The organism is Actinoplanes sp. NPDC023801 (genome assembly GCF_040639655.1).
Taxonomy (GTDB): domain Bacteria; phylum Actinomycetota; class Actinomycetes; order Mycobacteriales; family Micromonosporaceae; genus Actinoplanes.
This window is the reverse complement of sequence record NZ_JBFAAI010000001.1, coordinates 520936-538308: the sequence shown is the minus strand read 5'-3', so window position 1 is coordinate 538308 and position 17373 is coordinate 520936. Positions and strand designations below refer to the sequence as shown.

Genomic DNA, 17373 nt, shown 5'->3' with positions numbered 1-17373 from the left:
GACCATGAGCCAAGTGCTATGCCAACCTCTTGGCATAACTAGATCGGGCCCGGACGCAGCGACTGCAACGCTGGCCGAGCCCTTGATCGCCCCGGGAGGCGACCCATGAGAAGCATGCTCGAACTCATCCGGTTCGCGCTATCCATCCTGCGACCCCGCCCGAACAACACCGCCCACCGCGACGGCTACGCCGAGGGCTACCTCGACGCCCTGGACGCGGTGAAGAAGATCCGGGACGAGCGGCGCGGCGCTGTTCTCTTCCCAACGCCAGCACAGCGGTTCCTCGACGAGACCGCGGCCCGCTGGGAGCGGGAGCACCAGGAGTGGCGGGCGAAGGTCAGCGGCTGCCCAGCCTGGTGCACGCTCACCCACGACCCCATCGACGACGCCCGCGACGGCATGGCGCTCCACATGGGCGACGACCACACCGACGACACGGTCCGGAAGCTGCTCGACGCCCACACGCTGCAGGTGCGGGTGGCCCGGCTCGACGTCCTCACCGAGGACCTGGTCGGGGAGCGCATCGGCACGCCGAACCTGCACGTCCACGTTGACGTCGAGGTGACGACGTGGCAGCAGGCGGCCGAGCTAGCGCGCACGATCCTCGACGCGTTCGACTACGTCCCAGGCGGTGCCGAGTGAGCACCGCCCGCATCCGCCGCCCACAGGTGCGCCGGGGCACCGCCGGTCAGCGCGTCGTCCTGGTCGCCCCGCGCGCCGACCTCACCGGCCCCGGCATGGCCAAGCTCCTCGAGCAGGTCGCCGCGGCGAAGTGGACGATCACGAGCGTCATCGACCCGGAGGACTGGCGCAGCGCGCTGCGCATGGTCGCTGACGGTCTCGCCGATGTGCTGGCCACGACCCGCCCGGAGCACCTGCCCGCGGTCCAGCTGGTGCACGGCATCGGCGCCCTGGTCCCGCCGGCCGCCCCGGTCGTCGACGAGCAGCCCGTCACCACCCTCCCGGCCCAACCGAAGCCGGCCACTAGCCCGAGAACCCGTCGTGCCCAGATCCTGCGAGGTGTCGCATGAACGAGCGTCGAATCCGTGCCCAGTTCCTCCGCGTCGGCACACAGCTGCTCACCACGGACGGGTGGCAGACGATCACCGGAATGCTGATCTTCCAGGAGGACGACCAGAGCGCCGATCAGATCACGGTTCACACCCCGGAGCGCACCATCGACAACTCGGACGGGTGGCCGTTCCGCTTCGGCGACCTGGTGACGACCCGCGGCGAGGTGCCGGCCGAAACCGACTGCCCGCCGTGGTGCTGCGAGCACTACCGGGGCGGCGAGCGCCAGCAGCAGAAGAACTGCTCGTCGTTCCCCGACTCGGTGCTGGCCGTCGAGGCGTGCACCGGTACGCCGAGGGAGCTTGGCTTCTGGGCGGAGCGGCGCCTCGACCGGGAGACCGGGGAGACCGAACAGTTCGGGATCATCGAGATGCGATCGACGCTCGAGGACCTCGAGCTGACGCCAGAGCAGCTGCGCGAGCTGGCCCGCAAACTCGGCGACCTGGCCGACATGGTGGAGCAGACCCCGTTGTCGTGAGGTTCCGGCCGGGCGCGTGCGTACGGTACACACCGTGCGAACGGGTCTGGCCCGGTCCTGTACAGGGGCGGTGTGGAGTGCCGTACGACGTCCTCGTGTGCACGGTGCACACCGTGCGAAGTGGCAAGATCGAGAATCCCTCCCCTCCCCCACCGAGGGGCCGGAGGGGCCAGGGTCAACCGCTGGTCAGGGCCGGTGTCATGGGCCATGACACCACGGCGTGACACCGACTGATCCCGCATGCGGGTGCGGAATTCTGCACCGGCGTGCCGAATCGCCGGCCGACCTTGATAGCTCGCCGACCTGGTTTGTTACCGGTGACGGTAACAACGGCGGACGCCACTGACGGGTGACCCGCGCGTTGGACATGACGTACCGTCGATGTTGGTGGCCGGTGTCTTGCGGCCCGGCCGCCACCCCTGACCGCAAGCAGGGATGTGACGCCGTGAACCCCCTGACGTTCGGCGACAAGCTCCGCGCCCTCCGGGAGAGCCGCGGCATGACGCTGCGCCAGCTGGCCGATCGCAGCCACCACTCCAAGAGCAAGATCTCCAACTGGGAGCACAACCGGCTCCCGCTCCCCACGGTGGACGAGGCCAAGGCGCTCGACGCGATCCTCGACGGCGACGGCGCCCTGGTCGCCACCCTCCGGCCGCCCGGCCTCAACGGCACGGCCGACCGCATCGCCCACGTCGCCGCCGCGCCCCGGACCGTCGACACGACCACCGTGACCGCGCTCCACGGCACCCTCGCCCACATGCGTCGCCTCGAGGACACGCTCGGCGCCGAGCGCCTGCTCGTCATCACCGCCGAACCGCTCCGGCTCGTCGAGGGACTGGCGGACGAGGCTGTCGGCGACATCCGGCCCGCAGTCGTCGACTTGGCCGGCCAGTGGTCACAGTTCGCTGGCTGGCTCCGGGCCGCGGCAGGTCGGCCGCAGGAGGCGCGAGAGAAGTACGTTCAGGCGCTCGAGCACGCCGAAGAAGTCGCGGCCACGTCCTCGATTCCGATCGCCGTGGACTTGATCGCCACCGCCCTGTCGATGCGTGGCCACCTCGCCTGGACGGCACGCAAGCCCGGCCCGGTGGTCGGCCTGTCCGCGGCCGCGGCGGCGAGGGGACACAGCGCCGGGATCCGGGCGATGGCTGCCCAGCAGGAGGCCCGCGGGCATGCGCTGCTCGGCGACGGCGACGCCGCAGACCGGCTGCTCGACCGTGCTGAAGCGCTCATGGCCGCCGCACGGGAGCACCCCGACGAAGAACCGCCCTGGATCTACTTCTACTCACCCGGCTACCTGCAGATGCAACGAGGCCTGGCGAACCGCCTGCTTGGCCGCCGGGAGGCTGCGATCGAGGCCCTCACTGCTGGGCTGAAGGCGGCCGGCCAGGACGTGGCCGACGCCGAGTTCGTGGCCACGTACAAACTCGCGCTCGCCGAAACGCACCTCGACGCCGGCAACCCGGACGTAGCCCGGCACTACCTCGAAGAGGCGCGAGCGACGGCCACCGCCACCGGGTCGGCGAACCTCGCCGGCGAGGTCACCCGTATCGGGGCTCGACTGCAGGGCTGACCTGCGTCCACGTCCCCCCGGGTTGTCCATGGACGAGGCGTGGACAGGAATGGTCTCCACAGGCCGCTACCGCTCCGTGACGATCAGGTCAGCGGCGGCGAGCGCGCGGATCCGTTAGACGAACTTTCGCGCTCGCCGCCGCCCCAGATCGGCGGGGCCGCGCCCGTGAGCGCGGTCCCGCCCCGACCGGGGAGGCGGAACATGATGGCGGACGTCCTGCGGTACCTGACCGCGGAGACGGTGCGACGGCTGCTGTGGTGGCGCCGAGTCCAGGCGGTACGGGCATGGCAGGCGGCCGAGCGCGAGCAAGCCGCGCTGCACTCTGAGGCAGTCCGGCGAATCATCAACCAGGGCCGGGAGCGTGCGGCGTGAGCCCGCTGGTGGTCGGCCCGCGCAGCCTCTCAGCTGCCGGCGTCGTTGAGGTGTGGATCGACACCGGCTCGGGCCCCGGCTATACCGCACCCGTGCCCGTCAGCCAGCTGAGCCTGGCGCCGCTCGACAACGGCCAGGGCTCCGACGCCATCTACCGCCTCAACCCCGTGGATGTCCCGGCACCTGCCGGGCAGGAGAGGAGCACACCGTGATCGAGGTCAAGGGTATGCAAATCAGCACCGAGGAGCTCGCTGCCGCCGACTGGAAGAAGTCCAGCTTCAGCGGTCCGAACTGCGACAACTGTGTGGAGGTCGCGAGCGTCGGGCAGGCGTTCGCGGTCCGTGATTCGAAGAACCCGGCCGGCGGGACCCTGTTCTTCACCGGCGACGAGTTCGCGGCGTTCCTCGAGGGCGCGAAGCACGGCGAGTTCGACAAGATCTGACCCGCGGGGGTGACGGCGGTCGGGGGCGATGGGCGCCCTCGGCCGCCGTTCTCTATCCGCCCCACCCGCGCACCCGGTGACGCGATCTCCGCGCACCGGAAGGCGTCAACGGGGTGCGCCAGGGAAGACCCTCGACACGGCCCGTGTGCAGCGGTAACGCGGTCGTCAGGTGCGCCAACGGACGAGGTTGGGGAGACCCGAGTTGGCGCACTCCTCAGACAGATCTTCGCGCACCTATGGCGCCGACTCGCCCCCACCGCGAAGCATCTTCATCCGGTCCCTGGCGGTCGACCGGACCGGCGAGGACCGCGCCGGCGGCACCGCTTCCGAACCGATCCTCCAGCCGTTCCCGTGGAGCCCGGCCGGCGTCAGCCCGATCTGGTCGGCGAACCGGTGCAGCGAGTTCTTGTCCGCCGCGGTGGCGTCGCCGGACTCGCATAGCGCCGAGGTACGGACCCACATCGCGACGGTGTGCCAGCGCCAGCCCTCACGAGCCCACACCGTGGCCTGCGGAGTGCGCCAGGCCTGCGCCCACAGCTGCAGCTCGCGCTCATGGCGGGCGTCGGTGGCCTCCAGGTCCAAGACCTTGTGCCGCTCCCCGGCGGAGAACCAGACGTCGAACACCGACACCGGCGGCAGCGGGTACGGGGGGATCTCGCCGTCGTACCCGGCCGCGGGCAGAGCGGTGAAGGTGAGCCCGCGCTTGGCCGACCGTAAGGAAAGCGGGTCCGGCCCTGGACCAGATCGGCTACGTGCGCCCCCTCGAGACACCCGATCACCCCCTACTGAGCGTTACGAAAATTGCCGCCCCGGAAAGTCTGAACCCGTCGCACCCCCGAGAGCCCTCCCCGGCGGTCCTCCGCTGTGGGGCTACAGGGTTCACCCCCCACCCCCTAGGTGACTCAGAGTGAAGTCGAGCCCGGCCCCAGCCCCACGCGAGGGCCGGGCTCGACGGTGCGGCGCTGGCAGGTCTGTGCGCTGCAACGGAGAGTGCGCTCACTGCCATCGATCCCGGGTCCCGTGCCGTGCTGAGGACGGGGCCGGGTGACGTTGACGCCGCAGTCTTGGGGGCCGTCAGGCCAGGGTCACGGTTGCTTGGGGTTGGTGTTGGCGCGGGCCGCTTCGGCGACCTGGGCTCGCTCTTCCCAGCGCTGCTCGCTGTCGCTCTCGCCGAGCTTGCCGGCCTCCTGCTCGAGCATGGGTACGAGCGCTTCGAGGAAGTCTGGGAAGCGGAAGGTCATCTCGTAGGCGGGCGTGTTGTCGGCGCCGCTGGTGTTGCCGATGTTGGTGGCGTCGCGGTGTACGGCCATCACGCGGTAGCGGGCAGCACGCCAGTGGATGTAGGCCTGGCATACCGGATCGGCGAGTACGGCCTGCCGGAACCGTTCGGCGGCGTCCTGCTGTTCGGCCTGGGCCTGCTCCTTCTGCTTCTCCCAGCTGGCCATGAAGTCGCGGTCCCACTGGGCTTGGGCTTCGGTGACGCGCCGGCTAGCGGCGGCCTGGTCGGCTTCGACCTGGGCGCGCAGCTGGGCGGCCCGCGACTCGACGGCGGCGAGTTCTTCGTGGGTGGTTGTCATCGGGCGCCCCCTCAGGCTTCATCGTCGGACGGGAATGTGCGGCTGGTGGGTACCGGCTTGCCGGTTTCGGCGGCCTGTTTGCTGGCCAGGTAGATGCCGAGTGCCACGCGCTTGGCGGCGGGAAGCAAGTCGTACCTGGCGGGCTGGTCGGTCTTGAGCTGGGCGAGCCGTTCCATGGCCGGGTCGGGTCGGAATGCCTCGCGGCGGAGTCTGGCCTGCGTGTCGGCGGGGGTCTCGCTGGCGGTGTAGGCGTTCGCGAACGGGTCGGGCATCGGTTCTCCTTCGGTTCCTCGTCCTCGCTGGCGGCCACGCGTTCCCCGCGGGCTGGTCCGGGCGAGCTTCTGTGCGTGTCGTGCTGTCAACCCCGCTTGACGGCGGGTGTCAAGTTCCTGGCGTGCTGCCCGTCGGGCCTGGCGCTTCTGCTGGTGCTCGGTGACGGCCTGGGCGAGGCGGGCCTGCCAGTCGCTCGGCTCGCTCACCGCCGTTATCCGATGTGGTCGACGGCGGCGAGGTTGAGGGCGAATGCCTGCCAGATCTGCCCGGCGTCGAGCTGGCCGACCTCGGCCGTCCGGCTGATGGCGAAGTCGATGGCGAGCACCAGGGCGGCGACGGCCTGCTCCGCGGTGTCCGGGTCGGCGGCGAGCCGGCGGGTGCCCTCGTGGAGCGCCTCGTAGTTCTCGCCCAGGGAGTGGGTCACCAGTTCGCGCGTGGCTCGCCGGATCTCGGTGCGCTGCTCGGAATCCATGATCACGGGTTTTCTCCTGCTGATCGAGCGCTGTTTCTGACACTGGTCTCGGGGGTGTCAGAACTGAAAGCGGCGATGACCTGCTGTTCTGACACTTCTGACACTTCTGACACAGTTGTGATGGGGGCGGCGTACCGGCCGCGGCCGAGCTTGATCAGGCGTCCGGCTTCGACCTGGCGCCGGAGGTACTGGTGGCTGTCCTTGCCGAACTTCTCGGCGACCGCACCGGCGGTGATGCCGGCCGGGCCGGCGGCGTGGACAAACTCGACGACACCCATCGTGGTTTCGGAGACTCCAGCGCTCTCCTGCCGCTGGCGGGCACTCGCGGCGGCCGCGGCGAGGTTGGCGCCGTCGAGCTGCCAGCACACGCCGTCGACCAGGCGGAGCGCGTACTCCGCCTCGGGCACCTCGCGGCCGGTCACTGCGAGCAGGCCGTCGGTGGACTGGCGTTTCCGTGACAGCACGACGATGGTGTCCGCGGCGCCGGCCAGGCCGTTGGTGCCGCTGACCGAGTCGACGAAGTCCTCGCTGACGGCCTTGCGGTCGTGGTGCAGCACGACCAGGGCGAGCCCCGGCCGATCGTCGGCGATCCGCTTGAGCTCGCCGCCCACCCGATAGTCGCGCTGGTATGCGGACTCGCCCGGCCCGGCCTGCGGCATTACCTTGCCGAGCGTGTCGAGGACGACCATGGCGGTGTCCGGGTGTCGCCGGAGGAACGCCCGGATGGTGCTGTACAGCCGGACGGGCTCCACCCTGGTCAGGTAGGAGAACGTCGCCGGGATCGGCTCGTCGTCGAGCAGTCGGCGGGACCGGTCCTGCATGCGGCGGTCGCCGTCCTCGAGGGCGAGGTACAGCACGCGGCGCGGCTTCCCGGCCGGGATGCTGCCGAGGATCCGGCCGCCGGCGGCGACGTCGAGCAGGGTGCTGAGGATGAGCCACGACTTGCCGGCCTTGGGCGGCCCGACGAGCAACGTCAGGCCCTCCGGGAGCAGGCCGGGCACGGCGTACCGCAGTGCCGGGAAATCCTGCTGATCGAGCCATGACCCGTCCCGAACTCCCGCCAACAGCAGCTCATCCAGAACTGTGTCAGAAGTGTCAGAAGTGTCAGATTCCCTGCTCAGAGGCGGTTCCGGTTCTGACACATGCGGACGAGTGTCAGAAACAGCCCGGGGCGCCTGCATGGCCTTACTGGTCACGCGACCGCCCCCAGTCGGCGAACGGGCGCACCGGTCTCCCAGTCGACCGGCCCACCCCGGTAGATGCGGTACGGGCGGCCCGCCCGCTCGGCGGCCAGTCGGGCAGCCCGGTCGACGGCGGCCAGCTCGGCGGCGATGCGCTCCCGCCGGGTCGGCGGCGCGACGTGGTGCCGTGCCCAGCTCACGAGCAGCTCGCCCTCGGCGTACGTCGCCCGGAAGCGGATGCCGGACTCGAAGGCCAGGTTGATCAGGTAGGCGACCTGCTCGCGGGTGAACGTCTCCTGTTCGCCGAGGAGCGCCTCACCTGCCCGCAGGACCGTGCCTGCATCCCGCCTCACTGCGCACGCTCCAGGACGAGCAAGGCACTGCCGACGGCGGACCGCTCGGCGTACCCGAGGTCGAAACCCATCCGGGCGTAGTCGATCGCCGTGACCCGCTCGGATGGTCGCCGTGGGTCTCGGTCACGGGTTACGCTCGACCCGGTCTCGTCGGCCTGCTTGCCGCCCGTCCCGTTCGCCGCGGGGCGGGCGTTTTGGTTGTGCTGGCTCATCTCAGGCGGCCGCTCGCTCGGTCTCGTCGACGGTCAGCCAGCGCTCCACTGCGGACTGCGGGTAGAGCACACGTCGGCCGCGCTTTACGCCTTGCGGCCCCTTCCCGACCATGCGCCAGTACCGAACGGTGCTCGGCGCAGTGCGGGCAATCTCTGCCACCTCTTCGGTGGTGAGGTATTTCTCCACAGCCACACTCCTGGTTCTCTAGGAGCACCTATGGAGGTGCTCTAGGACGACCCGAATCTCAACACGTATGACTGCGTTGACGCAAGCCCTGAGAGCACATACGTTGGTGCTTGTGACGCACCTAGATGAGACGCCGACTCCTGAGCAGCACTTCGGCGCGGCAGTTCGCGAAGCCCGAGAAGTGCGCGGATGGACACAGGAGGAACTGCGCGCACACCTTGCAGAACGCGGTGTGCGACTTGAGAAGACGGCCATGATCAGGCTGGAGCAGGGCAGGCGGCCGATCCGCCTCAACGAGGTGGCGGCCCTGGCGAAGCTGCTCGGTCTAGACCTGCAGCACTACACCGGCACGGTGCCGCAGCTGACCGCCGAGGAGTACGAGCAAGCGAAGAGAAGCCTGGCGGAGGCGATCGAACACCAGGAGCGCACAAGGCACGAGGTTCAGCGAAGGCGTCACCAGCTGGAGGACGAGGTCCAGCAGGCGGAACGTGACCTGCGGTACTTGGCCGAGAAGCGCTGGAAGTTGGAGGCGTCGATCGGCGAGTACGAGGCCCGCAATGGCGAGTAAGAGCATCGCGAAGCGCCCGAACGGGAAGTGGCGGGCCCGGTACCGCGACGAGGCCGGCCGGGAGCACTCGCGGCACTTCGACCGGAAGAAGGACGGCGAGCGGTGGCTTGACGAGCAGACCGCCGCGATCGTCACCGGGCAGTACGTCGACCCGAAGGCCGGGGAGATCACCTTCGAGCGATTCTTCCAGGACTGGGCGGCCCGACAGGTCTGGGTGCCAGGTACTGAGCGTGCGATGCGCCTCGCGGCCGGCTGCGTGACGTTCGGCAGGGTGCCGCTGAAGTCGATCCGCCGGTCGCACGTCGAGAGCTGGGTCAAGGCGATGCAGACCGCTGACCGCGGCGAGGGTAAGCCGCGCGGCCTCGCGCCGGGCACGATCAAGACCCGGCTGCAGAACGTCCGCACGGTAATGCGGGCGGCGGTCCGCGACAAGCTGATCGTCAGGGATCCCACCGAGGACGTGACGCTTCCCCGCCAGCGACGGGCCGACGCGGCGATGACGATCCCGACATCGGCTCAGGTGCGCGCGCTGCTCGACCACGCGGCGGTGCCGTGGATGCGGTTGTTCATCTCGGTGGCGGCGTTCGCCGGCCTGCGCCTGGGCGAGGCGGCCGCGGTCCGGCGCCGGGATGTCGACTTCCTCCGGCGGGTACTCCAGGTGACGCAGCAGGTCCAGCGCGGCGACGGTGGGACCGTACTGATCACGCCGCCGAAGTACGGCTCAGAACGCCCGGTGTTCCTCGCAGACGGCCTGCTCGAGCTGCTGTCGGTGCACGTGAAGGAGATGCCGGAGAGCCCGCTCGGGTGGCTGTTCCTCGGTGAGGGCCAGGACCCGCCGCATCAGAACACGGTCGGCTACTGGTGGCGCAAGACGTGCCGGGCCGCCGGCATCGACGGCTTCACGCTGCACGACCTCCGGCACTTCTACGCCAGCGGGCTGATCGCCCAGGGCTGCGACGTGGTGACCGTGCAGAAAGCTCTCGGCCACGCGAAGCCGACGACCACCCTCAACACGTACGCGCACCTCTGGCCGACCGCCGAGGACCGCACCCGCAAGGCCGCGGACTCGCTGATGTCGGAGACGTTCGGCGAACCTGCTGCGGACTCCCTGCGGACCAGCGGTCCCCTGAAAGCGGTCTGACCAGTGCTGATGCTGCTGTACTACACGTTGAAGCGGAACTCGACGACGTCGCCGTCCTTCATGATGTAGTCCTTGCCCTCCATGCGGACCTTGCCGGCAGCCTTGGCCGCGGACATGGAACCGGCGGCGACCAGGTCGTCGTAGCTGACGATCTCGGCCTTGATGAAGCCACGCTGGAAGTCGGAGTGGATGACGCCGGCCGCCTCGGGGGCGGTCGCGCCGACCGGGACCGTCCAGGCGCGGGCCTCCTTCGGGCCGGCCGTCAGGTACGTCTGCAGGCCGAGCGTGTCGAAGCCGACGCGGATCAGCCGGTTCAGGCCGGGCTCGGACTGGCCGGTCGACTGGAGCAGCTCCAGGGCGTCGGCCTCGTCCAGCTCGATCAGTTCGGACTCGATCTTCGCGTCCATGAAGACGGCCTCGGCCGGGGCGACGAGGGCACGCAGCTCGTCGAGGAACGCCTCGTTACCCAGCTCGGTCTCGTCGACGTTGAACACGTACAGGAAAGGCTTCGTGGTGAGCAGGTGCAGCTCGCTCAGCAGGTCCAGTTCGATGCCGGCGGAGGCGGCGCCCTGGTAGAGGGTGACACCGTCGTTGAGCAGTTTGAACGCGGCCTCGGCGGCGGCCACCGCGGCGGCCTTCTCCTTCTTGAGTTTCGCCTCCTTCTGCATGCGGGGCAGCGCCTTCTCCACCGTCTGCAGGTCGGCGAGGATCAGCTCGGTGTTGATCGTCTCGATGTCGTCGGCCGGGGACACCTTGCCGTCGACGTGCAGCACGTTCGGGTCGGAGAAGGCCCGCACCACCTGGCAGATCGCGGACGCGTCGCGGATGTTGGCGAGGAACGCGTTGCCCCGGCCCTGGCCCTTGGACGCACCGCGGACCAGGCCGGCGATGTCGACGAAGCTCACCGGTGCCGGCAGGATCTTCTCACTGCCGAACATCTCGGCCAGCTTGTTCAGCCGCTCGTCGGGCAGCCCCACCACGCCGACGTTGGGCTCGATCGTCGCGAACGGGTAGTTCGCGGCGAGCACGTCGTTCTTGGTGAGGGCGTTGAAGAGGGTGCTCTTGCCGACGTTGGGCAGGCCGACGATTCCGATGGTGAGGCTCACGGAACGCCAGTCTACGCAGTGCCCGATCCGGGCCGGTTCAGCGGAAGAACTTCCGCAGCTCGGCCGCGACCAGCTCCGGCTTGCCACTGTCGTCGGCGGCGAGATGCCCCACCCCGGTCAAGGTCACCCGGCGCACTCTCGGCAGGACGGGCTCCAGGCCGTTCAGGACCCCTTTCAGGTACGCCGGGGAGCGGTCCCCACCCAGCAGCAGCGTGTCCGAGCCGACCGTCGCATAGGTGCCGAGCGGGCCGGCCGCGTCCTCGACGACCGCCGCGTCCAGGCGCATCGTCGGGATCAGGTCACCGATCCGCCTGCCCTCGCCGGCGCGGATCACGAGTCCCATCAGCGGGATCAGGGCCGCGCGTGGCACGTACCGCAGATCGCCTGTGCCTTGGGAGACCGTGACGAAGGCGGCGGCCCGCCGGCCCCGGGACAGCTCCTTCTCGTATCGCGGAAGCCAGGCGAGCGGATCGTGATCACCGTGTTTGAGCGGCGGTTCGTAGAGCGCGAGGCGCTCGATCGGCAGCTCCATCGCCGCCCGCAGCGCGATGACCGCGCCGGAGCTGAGGCCGAAGACGTTGCGCGCCCCGGTCTCGTCCAGCACCGCCGCCAGGTCGTCGATCTCGGCACGCAGGCCGTGGCCGTCCCGCGCCGGACCGCTGAGGCCGCGCCCGCGCCGGTCGGGAACGTAGACGGTGAACGTGGTCGCGAGCGACCGGGCGAGTTTCGTGAAGTTGGCCGAGGTCTGCATGCCGCCGTGCAGAAGCACGACCTTGGGGCCGCCGCCGAAGGCGCGCCACCGGATGTCCGTCCTTGCCGCTTGCGCCATCATGTCGTCAACCGTAGTTGACACAACGAGTCGTCGTCAACCCAGGTTGACATCAGGCTCGTCTCCCACGCGTCCCCGACTGACCGCTCCACTTCGGCCTGCTCTACGCCCTGGCCCCGCAAGCCCGCTCCGTCGCCGACTACCGACCCTGCCCGGCCGGCGCTGCCCTGACCCACGGTCATGTCCGAATCCCGCCAGCCTCCGGCGCTCCGCGGGAGCAGACTCGACCACATGGAGCTGGACTTCGAACACTGCTACCGGGCCGTCGACAGCCGCGACCCGCGGTTCGACGGGTGCTTCTACACGGCCGTCCGGACCACCGGCATCTACTGCCGCCCGTCCTGCCCGGCCGTCACACCGAAACGGGAGAACGTCACGTTCTACGTCAGCGCGGCCGCCGCCCAGCGCGGCGGATTCCGCGCCTGCCGGCGATGCCGCCCCGACGCCGCACCCGGCTCACCCGAATGGGACACCCGCGCCGACACCGTCGGACGGGCCATGCGCCTCATCGGCGACGGGATCGTCGACCGGGAAGGCGTACCCGGGCTCGCCGCCCGGCTCGGATACACCGAACGGCACCTCAACCGGATGCTCACCACCGAACTCGGTGCCGGGCCACTCGCCCTGGCCCGCGCACAACGCGCCCAGACCGCACGGATCCTCGTCGAGACGACCCGCCTCGGGCTCGCCGACATCGCGTTCGCCGCCGGATTCGGCAGCGTGCGGCAGTTCAACGAGACGATGCTCGAGGTGTACGCGCGGTCACCCAGCCAGATGCGCGAGAAACAGACCCGTACCGACCGCGGGGAGGCCGGCGTCGTCACACTGCGGCTCGCGTACCGGCCGCCGCTGCACGCCGGATCGCTGCTGGAGTTCTTCGCGGCGCGGACGTTGCCCGGCGTCGACGAGGTGGCCGGTGGGGCGTACCGGCGCGGATTGAACCTGCCGCACGGGAACGCGGACGTCGTGCTCACACCCGGGGAGCGCTGGGTGCATGCGACGCTGCAGCTCAGCGATGTCCGGGATCTCGCGCCGGCGGTGGCTCGGTGCCGGCGGCTGTTCGATCTGGACGCTGATCCGGTGGCGGTGGACGGGCTGCTGCAGGCGGATCCGGCGCTGGCCCCGGCCGTCGCGGCGGAGCCGGGAGTGCGGGTGCCCCGGGCTGTGGACGGGTTCGAGATGGCGGTCCGGGCGGTGGTGGGGCAGCAGGTGAGTGTGGCCGGGGCTCGGACGACGCTGGGGCGGATGCTCCGGGCTGCTACGGCGGCGGAGGGATCGGTGTCGCGTCCGGTTCTGGGGGAACCCACCCCCATCCCCCAAACCACCGCGACCGGAACGCTCACCGGATTCCCGGCAGCGAGCGCCATCGCCGCCCTGCCCGACTCCGCGTTCGGCATGCCGGCTGCCCGCCGAGCAACGATCCGCGCCCTGGCCGAGGCCGTGGCCGACGGCAAGCTCGACCTGGACCCGGGCGCCGACCGGTCCGAGGCCGTCGCCCGTCTCACCGAGCTGCCCGGCATCGGCCCGTGGACCGCCGGTTATGTCGCCATGCGCGCGATCGGCGACCCCGACGTGTTCCTGCCCACCGACCTGGCGGCCCGCCGCGGCGCTGAGGCCGTCGGCCTGCCCGGCACCGTGAAGGCCCTCACCGCCCACGCCGAACGCTGGCGCCCCTGGCGGTCGTACGCGCTGATCCGTCTGTGGCGCGCCGCCTGACCGAACATACCCGTGGGCCGGCTCGGGGCGACCGTTGTCCACATTGCCGGAAGCGCCTTCGGAGTTGTCCACAGCCGGGGCTTCCGGCACTCCGCCGCCCGTGAGAACAGGCCATGCTCGCAGACCTCGAACCAGGAGGAAACGATGTTGCTTCATTCGACTTTGGACAGCGCGGCCGGCCCGTTCACGGTGGTGGTCAGCAAGGCCGGCGCGGTGCGTGCGGCCGGCTTCACCACCGATGTGACGGAGCTGATGAAGCTGGTGCATCCGGCGCTGCTCGAGCCGGTGCAGCCGGGTGATCCCGGCGAGGTGGGCGCGGCCGTCCGCGCCTATCTGGAGGGCGATCTGACCGCGATCGACGCGGTGCGGGTCGAGCAGCACACGGCCGGTGAGTTCATGGCGCACGCGTGGCGGGTGATGCGCGACATCAAGCCGGGAGCCCCGGTGACCTACACGGGTTTTGCCGGGCTCTCCGGCCGGCCAGCGGCGATCCGTGCGGCTGCGGCCGCGTGTGCCCGCAATCCGGTGGCGCTGTTCACCCCATGTCATCGGGTGCTGCGGACCGACGGGTCGCTCGGCGGCTACCGGTGGGGTCTGCACGTCAAGGAATGGCTGCTGCGGCACGAGTCGGCCGATGGCTAATCGCGTGGCGGCCCGAGGGGGCCGGTCCTACGCTGACCGGCATGACTGATACGGGAACCGGGCGTCACGGTCTCCCCGAGCGGCCGTCTCTGGACGGGCTCGAGGGCAAGTGGGCGCCGCGCTGGCAGGAGGAGGGCACGTACGCGTTCGACCGTTCCAAGGAGCGGGCCGACGTGTATGCGATCGACACACCTCCGCCGACCGTATCGGGCTCGTTGCACGTCGGGCACGTCTTCTCGTACACGCACACCGACACGGTCGCGCGGTTCCAGCGGATGCGCGGCAAGGCGGTCTTCTACCCGATGGGGTTCGACGACAACGGGTTGCCGACCGAGCGCCGGGTTCAGCATCTGTTCGGCGTCCGGTGCGACCCGTCGCTGCCCTACGACCCGTCGTGGGAGCCGCCGGCCGAGGCGCCCAAGGAGCCGGTCTCGATCTCGCGGCGCAATTTCGTCGAGTTGTGCGGCCGGCTGACCGTCGAGGACGAGAAGGGTTTCGAGAAGTTGTGGCGGCGGCTGGGACTGTCCGTCGACTGGGGGCTGACGTACACCACGATCGGTGCGAGGGCGCGGGCGGTTTCGCAGCGCGCGTTCCTGACCAACCTGGCGGCCGGCCAGGCCTACACGGCAGAGGCGCCGACGCTGTGGGACATCGGTTTCCGGACCGCGGTCGCCCAGGCCGAGCTGGAGGATCGGGAGCGGCCCGGCGCGTACCATCGGCTGCGTTTCCACGGGCCGGACGGGCCGATCGAGATCGACACGACGCGGCCGGAGCTGCTGCCGGCGTGTGTCGCGCTGGTTCATCACCCCGGTGATCCCCGCTTCGCGGGTGTCACGTCGGTCCGCACTCCGTTCTTCGACGTCGAGGTCCCGGTCCGCGAGCATCGGCTCGCGGCAGCCGACAAGGGCACGGGGATCGCGATGGTCTGCACCTTCGGTGACCTGGCCGATGTCACCTGGTGGCGTGAGCTGGACCTTCCGGCCCGGGTCGTCCTGGGACGGGACGGCCGGTTCCTGCCGGACGCTCCGGCGGGTGTCCCGGTCGCGGCCTACCAGCGGTTCGCCGGCCTGACCGTCAATGCTGCCCGTGCCGAGATGGTCCGGCTCCTGCGGGAGTCCGGTGATCTGATCGGGGAGCCCAGGCCGATCACGCATCCGGTCAAGTTCTACGAACGCGGTGATCGCCCGCTGGAGATCGTCACGAGCCGGCAGTGGTTCATCCGCAACGGCGGCCGTGATCCGGAGTTGCGGCAGCGGCTGCTGGCCCGGGGGCGCGAGTTGCGGTGGGTTCCGGAGGCAATGCGGCATCGGTACGAGCATTGGGTCGGTGGCCTGACCGGTGACTGGCTGATCAGCCGGCAGCGGTTCTTCGGTGTCCCGATTCCGGTGTGGTACCCGCTGGACGCCGCCGGGGAGCCGGTCTACGACCAATTGCTGATCCCGGACGACCAGGCCCTGCCGGTCGATCCGTCGTCGGACTGTCCGCCCGGTTTCTCCGAGGACCAGCGGGACGTCCCGGGCGGGTTCACGGCGGACCCCGATGTCATGGACACCTGGGCGACGTCGTCGCTGAGCCCGCAGATCGTCACGGGCTGGAGCATCGACCCTGATCTGCACGCGCGTACCTATCCGATGGATCTCCGCCCGCAGGGGCAGGAGATCATCCGGACCTGGCTGTTCTCGTCGGTGCTGCGGGCCGGCCAGCTGGGTGACTCGTTGCCGTGGCGGCGGGCGGTCCTATCCGGGTGGATCCTCGACCCGGACCACCGGAAAATCTCGAAGTTGCTCGGCAATGAGGTCGAGACGCCGATCCAGCTGCTCGATCAGTACGGCTCGGACGCGGTCCGTTATTGGGCGGCGTGCGGCCGTCCGGGCGCGGATCTGGCTTTCGAGCCGGCCCAGTTGAAGGTCGGCCGGCGGCTGGCGACGAAGCTGTTGAACGCGTCGAGGTTCGCGCTGGGTCTGGGTGCGGCGGATGCCCTGCGGCAGCCGGTCACCGAGCCACTGGACCGGGCGATGCTGGGCCGGCTGGCCGAGGTGGTCGTCACGGCGACGACGGCGTTCGAGGACTACCAGCACACCGACGCCCTGCAGGCGGCGGAGACGTTCTTCTGGACGTTCTGCGACGACTACATCGAGCTGGTCAAGAACCGGGCGTACGCGCCGGGGCCGGCCGGTGATTCGGCGCGGGCGGCACTCGCTTCGGGGTTGTCGGTGTTGTTGCGGCTGTTCGCGCCGTTCCTGCCGTTCGTCACCGAGGAGATCTGGTCGTGGTGGCGGTACGGGTCGGTGCACCGGTCGACGTGGCCGACGAGGTATGAGCTGACCCGGGTGGCGCCGGAGAGTGATCCGTCGCTGCTGGATCTGGCCGGTGAGGCGCTGCGGCAGGTTCGGCGGGCCAAGTCGGACCGGAAGGTCTCGATGAAGACGGAGGTGCCGCTCGCGGAGGCGCTCGGCCCGGCGGCGCTGCTGGACCGGCTGGAGTCGATCGACGGTGATTTCCGGGCGGCGGCCCGGATCGGCAAACTTGACCTGCTCCGGGACCGCACCCCGGAACTGGTGATCGCCTGCGCGTTCTGAGGCGGGCGGCCACCATAGGAGGCATGTCGATCGCGCCCGAGGAGGTCCGGGCTCCGGCCCGGGACGCGGTGTTGTTCCGGTCGTCGCCGGCCCGGACCTTCGTCATGGTGTTCGCCGCGCTGATGGTCGCCTACCTGGTGGTCTCCCCCGTCGTGGGGTGGATCGCCGGGGACAGCGGTGACCCGTGGTGGGTGACGGTCCTGCAGGCCGTGCTGGTCGGCGGGGCGGTGGCGGCGGCGTACTCGTTGTCGGCGCGGGCGGCTCTCACGACCTGGGTGCGGGTGTCGTCCGGCGGGCTCGAGCTGGCCGCGCAGGAGTCCGATCCGATTCTGCTGGACTGGGCGGACATCGCAGCGGTGGTGATCCGCCGGGACGGTCTGCGAACGGTTCTGGACGTGGTGCCGGCGGATCTGGACAGTGTTCATCCGGTGCAGGAGGGGGACGCGGGCGGGCCGCCGCTGGCCGACACACCTCGCGGGCCGGCTTTCACCGCGGACCTGACCCAGATCTGGCCGAGCCCGCGGGCATTGCGCCGTGAGATCGACCGGCATCTGCACAGCACGGCCGGGCCGAAGCACACCTGAGCCGGACAGGCCTGATCCGA

Annotated in this window: 23 protein-coding genes; 13 read left to right on the top strand and 10 right to left on the bottom strand. The window is 70.2% G+C overall.

The window, feature by feature from the left end:
• Nucleotides 1-105 precede the first annotated feature (105 nt).
• The 7 genes from AB0G04_RS02600 to AB0G04_RS02570 all read left to right on the top strand — a co-directional run bounded on the left by AB0G04_RS02600 (nt 106) and on the right by AB0G04_RS02570 (nt 3933).
• Complete coding sequence (locus tag AB0G04_RS02600; RefSeq protein ID WP_360975124.1) at nt 106-642, top strand: hypothetical protein; 537 nt, start codon at nt 106-108, stop codon at nt 640-642.
• Entirely contained in the window at nt 639-1031 is a 393-nt protein-coding gene (locus tag AB0G04_RS02595) for a hypothetical protein (RefSeq protein WP_360975121.1), read from the top strand. The genes AB0G04_RS02600 and AB0G04_RS02595 overlap by 4 nt, the downstream gene beginning before the upstream one ends.
• Nucleotides 1028-1549, top strand: coding sequence for a hypothetical protein (locus AB0G04_RS02590; protein WP_360975118.1), 522 nt, complete (start codon nt 1028-1030; stop codon nt 1547-1549). The genes AB0G04_RS02595 and AB0G04_RS02590 overlap by 4 nt, the downstream gene beginning before the upstream one ends.
• 445 nt (nt 1550-1994) lie before the next feature.
• On the top strand, nt 1995-3119 hold the full coding sequence (locus tag AB0G04_RS02585) for a helix-turn-helix transcriptional regulator (protein WP_360975115.1): 1125 nt from the start codon (nt 1995-1997) through the stop codon (nt 3117-3119).
• 201 nt (nt 3120-3320) lie between these two features.
• The gene (locus tag AB0G04_RS02580; protein ID WP_360975112.1) at nt 3321-3491 is read left to right on the top strand and encodes a hypothetical protein; all 171 of its coding nucleotides are present in this window, start codon (nt 3321-3323) and stop codon (nt 3489-3491) included.
• Nucleotides 3488-3703, top strand: coding sequence for a hypothetical protein (locus AB0G04_RS02575; RefSeq protein WP_360975109.1), 216 nt, complete (start codon nt 3488-3490; stop codon nt 3701-3703). Before AB0G04_RS02580 ends, AB0G04_RS02575 begins: the two co-directional genes overlap by 4 nt.
• Before the next feature lie 14 nt (nt 3704-3717).
• Complete coding sequence (locus AB0G04_RS02570) at nt 3718-3933, top strand: DUF397 domain-containing protein (protein WP_360976223.1); 216 nt, start codon at nt 3718-3720, stop codon at nt 3931-3933.
• Nucleotides 3934-4167: 234 nt separating this feature from the next.
• Here AB0G04_RS02570 and AB0G04_RS02565 read toward each other — a convergent pair whose 3' ends face one another.
• The 8 genes from AB0G04_RS02565 to AB0G04_RS02530 all read right to left on the bottom strand — a co-directional run bounded on the left by AB0G04_RS02565 (nt 4168) and on the right by AB0G04_RS02530 (nt 8188).
• Nucleotides 4168-4563 (bottom strand): hypothetical protein, encoded by a 396-nt coding sequence (locus tag AB0G04_RS02565; protein WP_360975106.1) that lies wholly within the window; start codon nt 4561-4563, stop codon nt 4168-4170.
• Nucleotides 4564-5018: 455 nt separating this feature from the next.
• The gene (locus tag AB0G04_RS02560; protein WP_360975103.1) at nt 5019-5510 is read right to left on the bottom strand and encodes a hypothetical protein; all 492 of its coding nucleotides are present in this window, start codon (nt 5508-5510) and stop codon (nt 5019-5021) included.
• 11 nt (nt 5511-5521) lie between these two features.
• Nucleotides 5522-5782: a hypothetical protein gene (locus tag AB0G04_RS02555; RefSeq protein WP_360975100.1), complete on the bottom strand. Its 261-nt coding sequence runs from the start codon at nt 5780-5782 to the stop codon at nt 5522-5524.
• A gap of 212 nt (nt 5783-5994) precedes the next feature.
• Nucleotides 5995-6261, bottom strand: coding sequence for a hypothetical protein (locus AB0G04_RS02550; protein ID WP_360975097.1), 267 nt, complete (start codon nt 6259-6261; stop codon nt 5995-5997).
• Nucleotides 6258-7319 carry an AAA family ATPase gene (locus AB0G04_RS02545; RefSeq protein ID WP_360975095.1) on the bottom strand — a complete coding sequence of 354 codons (1062 nt, stop codon included), beginning with the start codon at nt 7317-7319 and terminating at the stop codon, nt 6258-6260. The genes AB0G04_RS02550 and AB0G04_RS02545 overlap by 4 nt, the downstream gene beginning before the upstream one ends.
• Before the next feature lie 128 nt (nt 7320-7447).
• Nucleotides 7448-7789, bottom strand: coding sequence for a hypothetical protein (locus tag AB0G04_RS02540; RefSeq protein WP_360975092.1), 342 nt, complete (start codon nt 7787-7789; stop codon nt 7448-7450).
• Nucleotides 7786-8001, bottom strand: coding sequence for a hypothetical protein (locus tag AB0G04_RS02535; protein WP_360975089.1), 216 nt, complete (start codon nt 7999-8001; stop codon nt 7786-7788). Before AB0G04_RS02535 ends, AB0G04_RS02540 begins: the two co-directional genes overlap by 4 nt.
• 1 nt (nt 8002) lies before the next feature.
• Entirely contained in the window at nt 8003-8188 is a 186-nt protein-coding gene (locus tag AB0G04_RS02530; protein WP_360975086.1) for a helix-turn-helix domain-containing protein, read from the bottom strand.
• Nucleotides 8189-8255: 67 nt separating this feature from the next.
• Here AB0G04_RS02530 and AB0G04_RS02525 point away from each other — a divergent pair, with 67 nt between their 5' ends.
• Together AB0G04_RS02525 and AB0G04_RS02520 are read left to right on the top strand one after the other, a co-directional pair.
• Nucleotides 8256-8756: a helix-turn-helix transcriptional regulator gene (locus AB0G04_RS02525; protein WP_360975083.1), complete on the top strand. Its 501-nt coding sequence runs from the start codon at nt 8256-8258 to the stop codon at nt 8754-8756.
• Nucleotides 8746-9897 carry a tyrosine-type recombinase/integrase gene (locus AB0G04_RS02520; RefSeq protein ID WP_360975080.1) on the top strand — a complete coding sequence of 384 codons (1152 nt, stop codon included), beginning with the start codon at nt 8746-8748 and terminating at the stop codon, nt 9895-9897. Before AB0G04_RS02525 ends, AB0G04_RS02520 begins: the two co-directional genes overlap by 11 nt.
• A gap of 20 nt (nt 9898-9917) precedes the next feature.
• On the opposite strand, the gene ychF is transcribed toward AB0G04_RS02520, so the two are convergent.
• Together ychF and AB0G04_RS02510 are read right to left on the bottom strand one after the other, a co-directional pair.
• Nucleotides 9918-11003, bottom strand: coding sequence for a redox-regulated ATPase YchF (gene ychF / locus AB0G04_RS02515; RefSeq protein WP_360975077.1), 1086 nt, complete (start codon nt 11001-11003; stop codon nt 9918-9920).
• A 37-nt stretch (nt 11004-11040) separates the two neighbouring features.
• Nucleotides 11041-11835, bottom strand: a complete 795-nt coding sequence (locus AB0G04_RS02510) for an alpha/beta fold hydrolase (protein WP_360975074.1) — start codon at nt 11833-11835, stop codon at nt 11041-11043.
• A gap of 228 nt (nt 11836-12063) precedes the next feature.
• Here AB0G04_RS02510 and AB0G04_RS02505 point away from each other — a divergent pair, with 228 nt between their 5' ends.
• The 4 genes from AB0G04_RS02505 (at nt 12064) to AB0G04_RS02490 (ending at nt 17353) form a co-directional block, all read left to right on the top strand.
• Nucleotides 12064-13548 carry an AlkA N-terminal domain-containing protein gene (locus tag AB0G04_RS02505; RefSeq protein ID WP_360975071.1) on the top strand — a complete coding sequence of 495 codons (1485 nt, stop codon included), beginning with the start codon at nt 12064-12066 and terminating at the stop codon, nt 13546-13548.
• A 144-nt stretch (nt 13549-13692) separates the two neighbouring features.
• Nucleotides 13693-14190, top strand: a complete 498-nt coding sequence (locus tag AB0G04_RS02500; RefSeq protein WP_360975068.1) for a methylated-DNA--[protein]-cysteine S-methyltransferase — start codon at nt 13693-13695, stop codon at nt 14188-14190.
• Between the two features lie 41 nt (nt 14191-14231).
• A complete protein-coding gene (valS, locus tag AB0G04_RS02495) occupies nt 14232-16769 on the top strand; it encodes a valine--tRNA ligase (protein WP_360975065.1) in 2538 nt (845 codons plus the stop codon).
• Nucleotides 16770-16792: 23 nt separating this feature from the next.
• Entirely contained in the window at nt 16793-17353 is a 561-nt protein-coding gene (locus AB0G04_RS02490; RefSeq protein ID WP_360975062.1) for a hypothetical protein, read from the top strand.
• Nucleotides 17354-17373 lie beyond the last annotated feature (20 nt).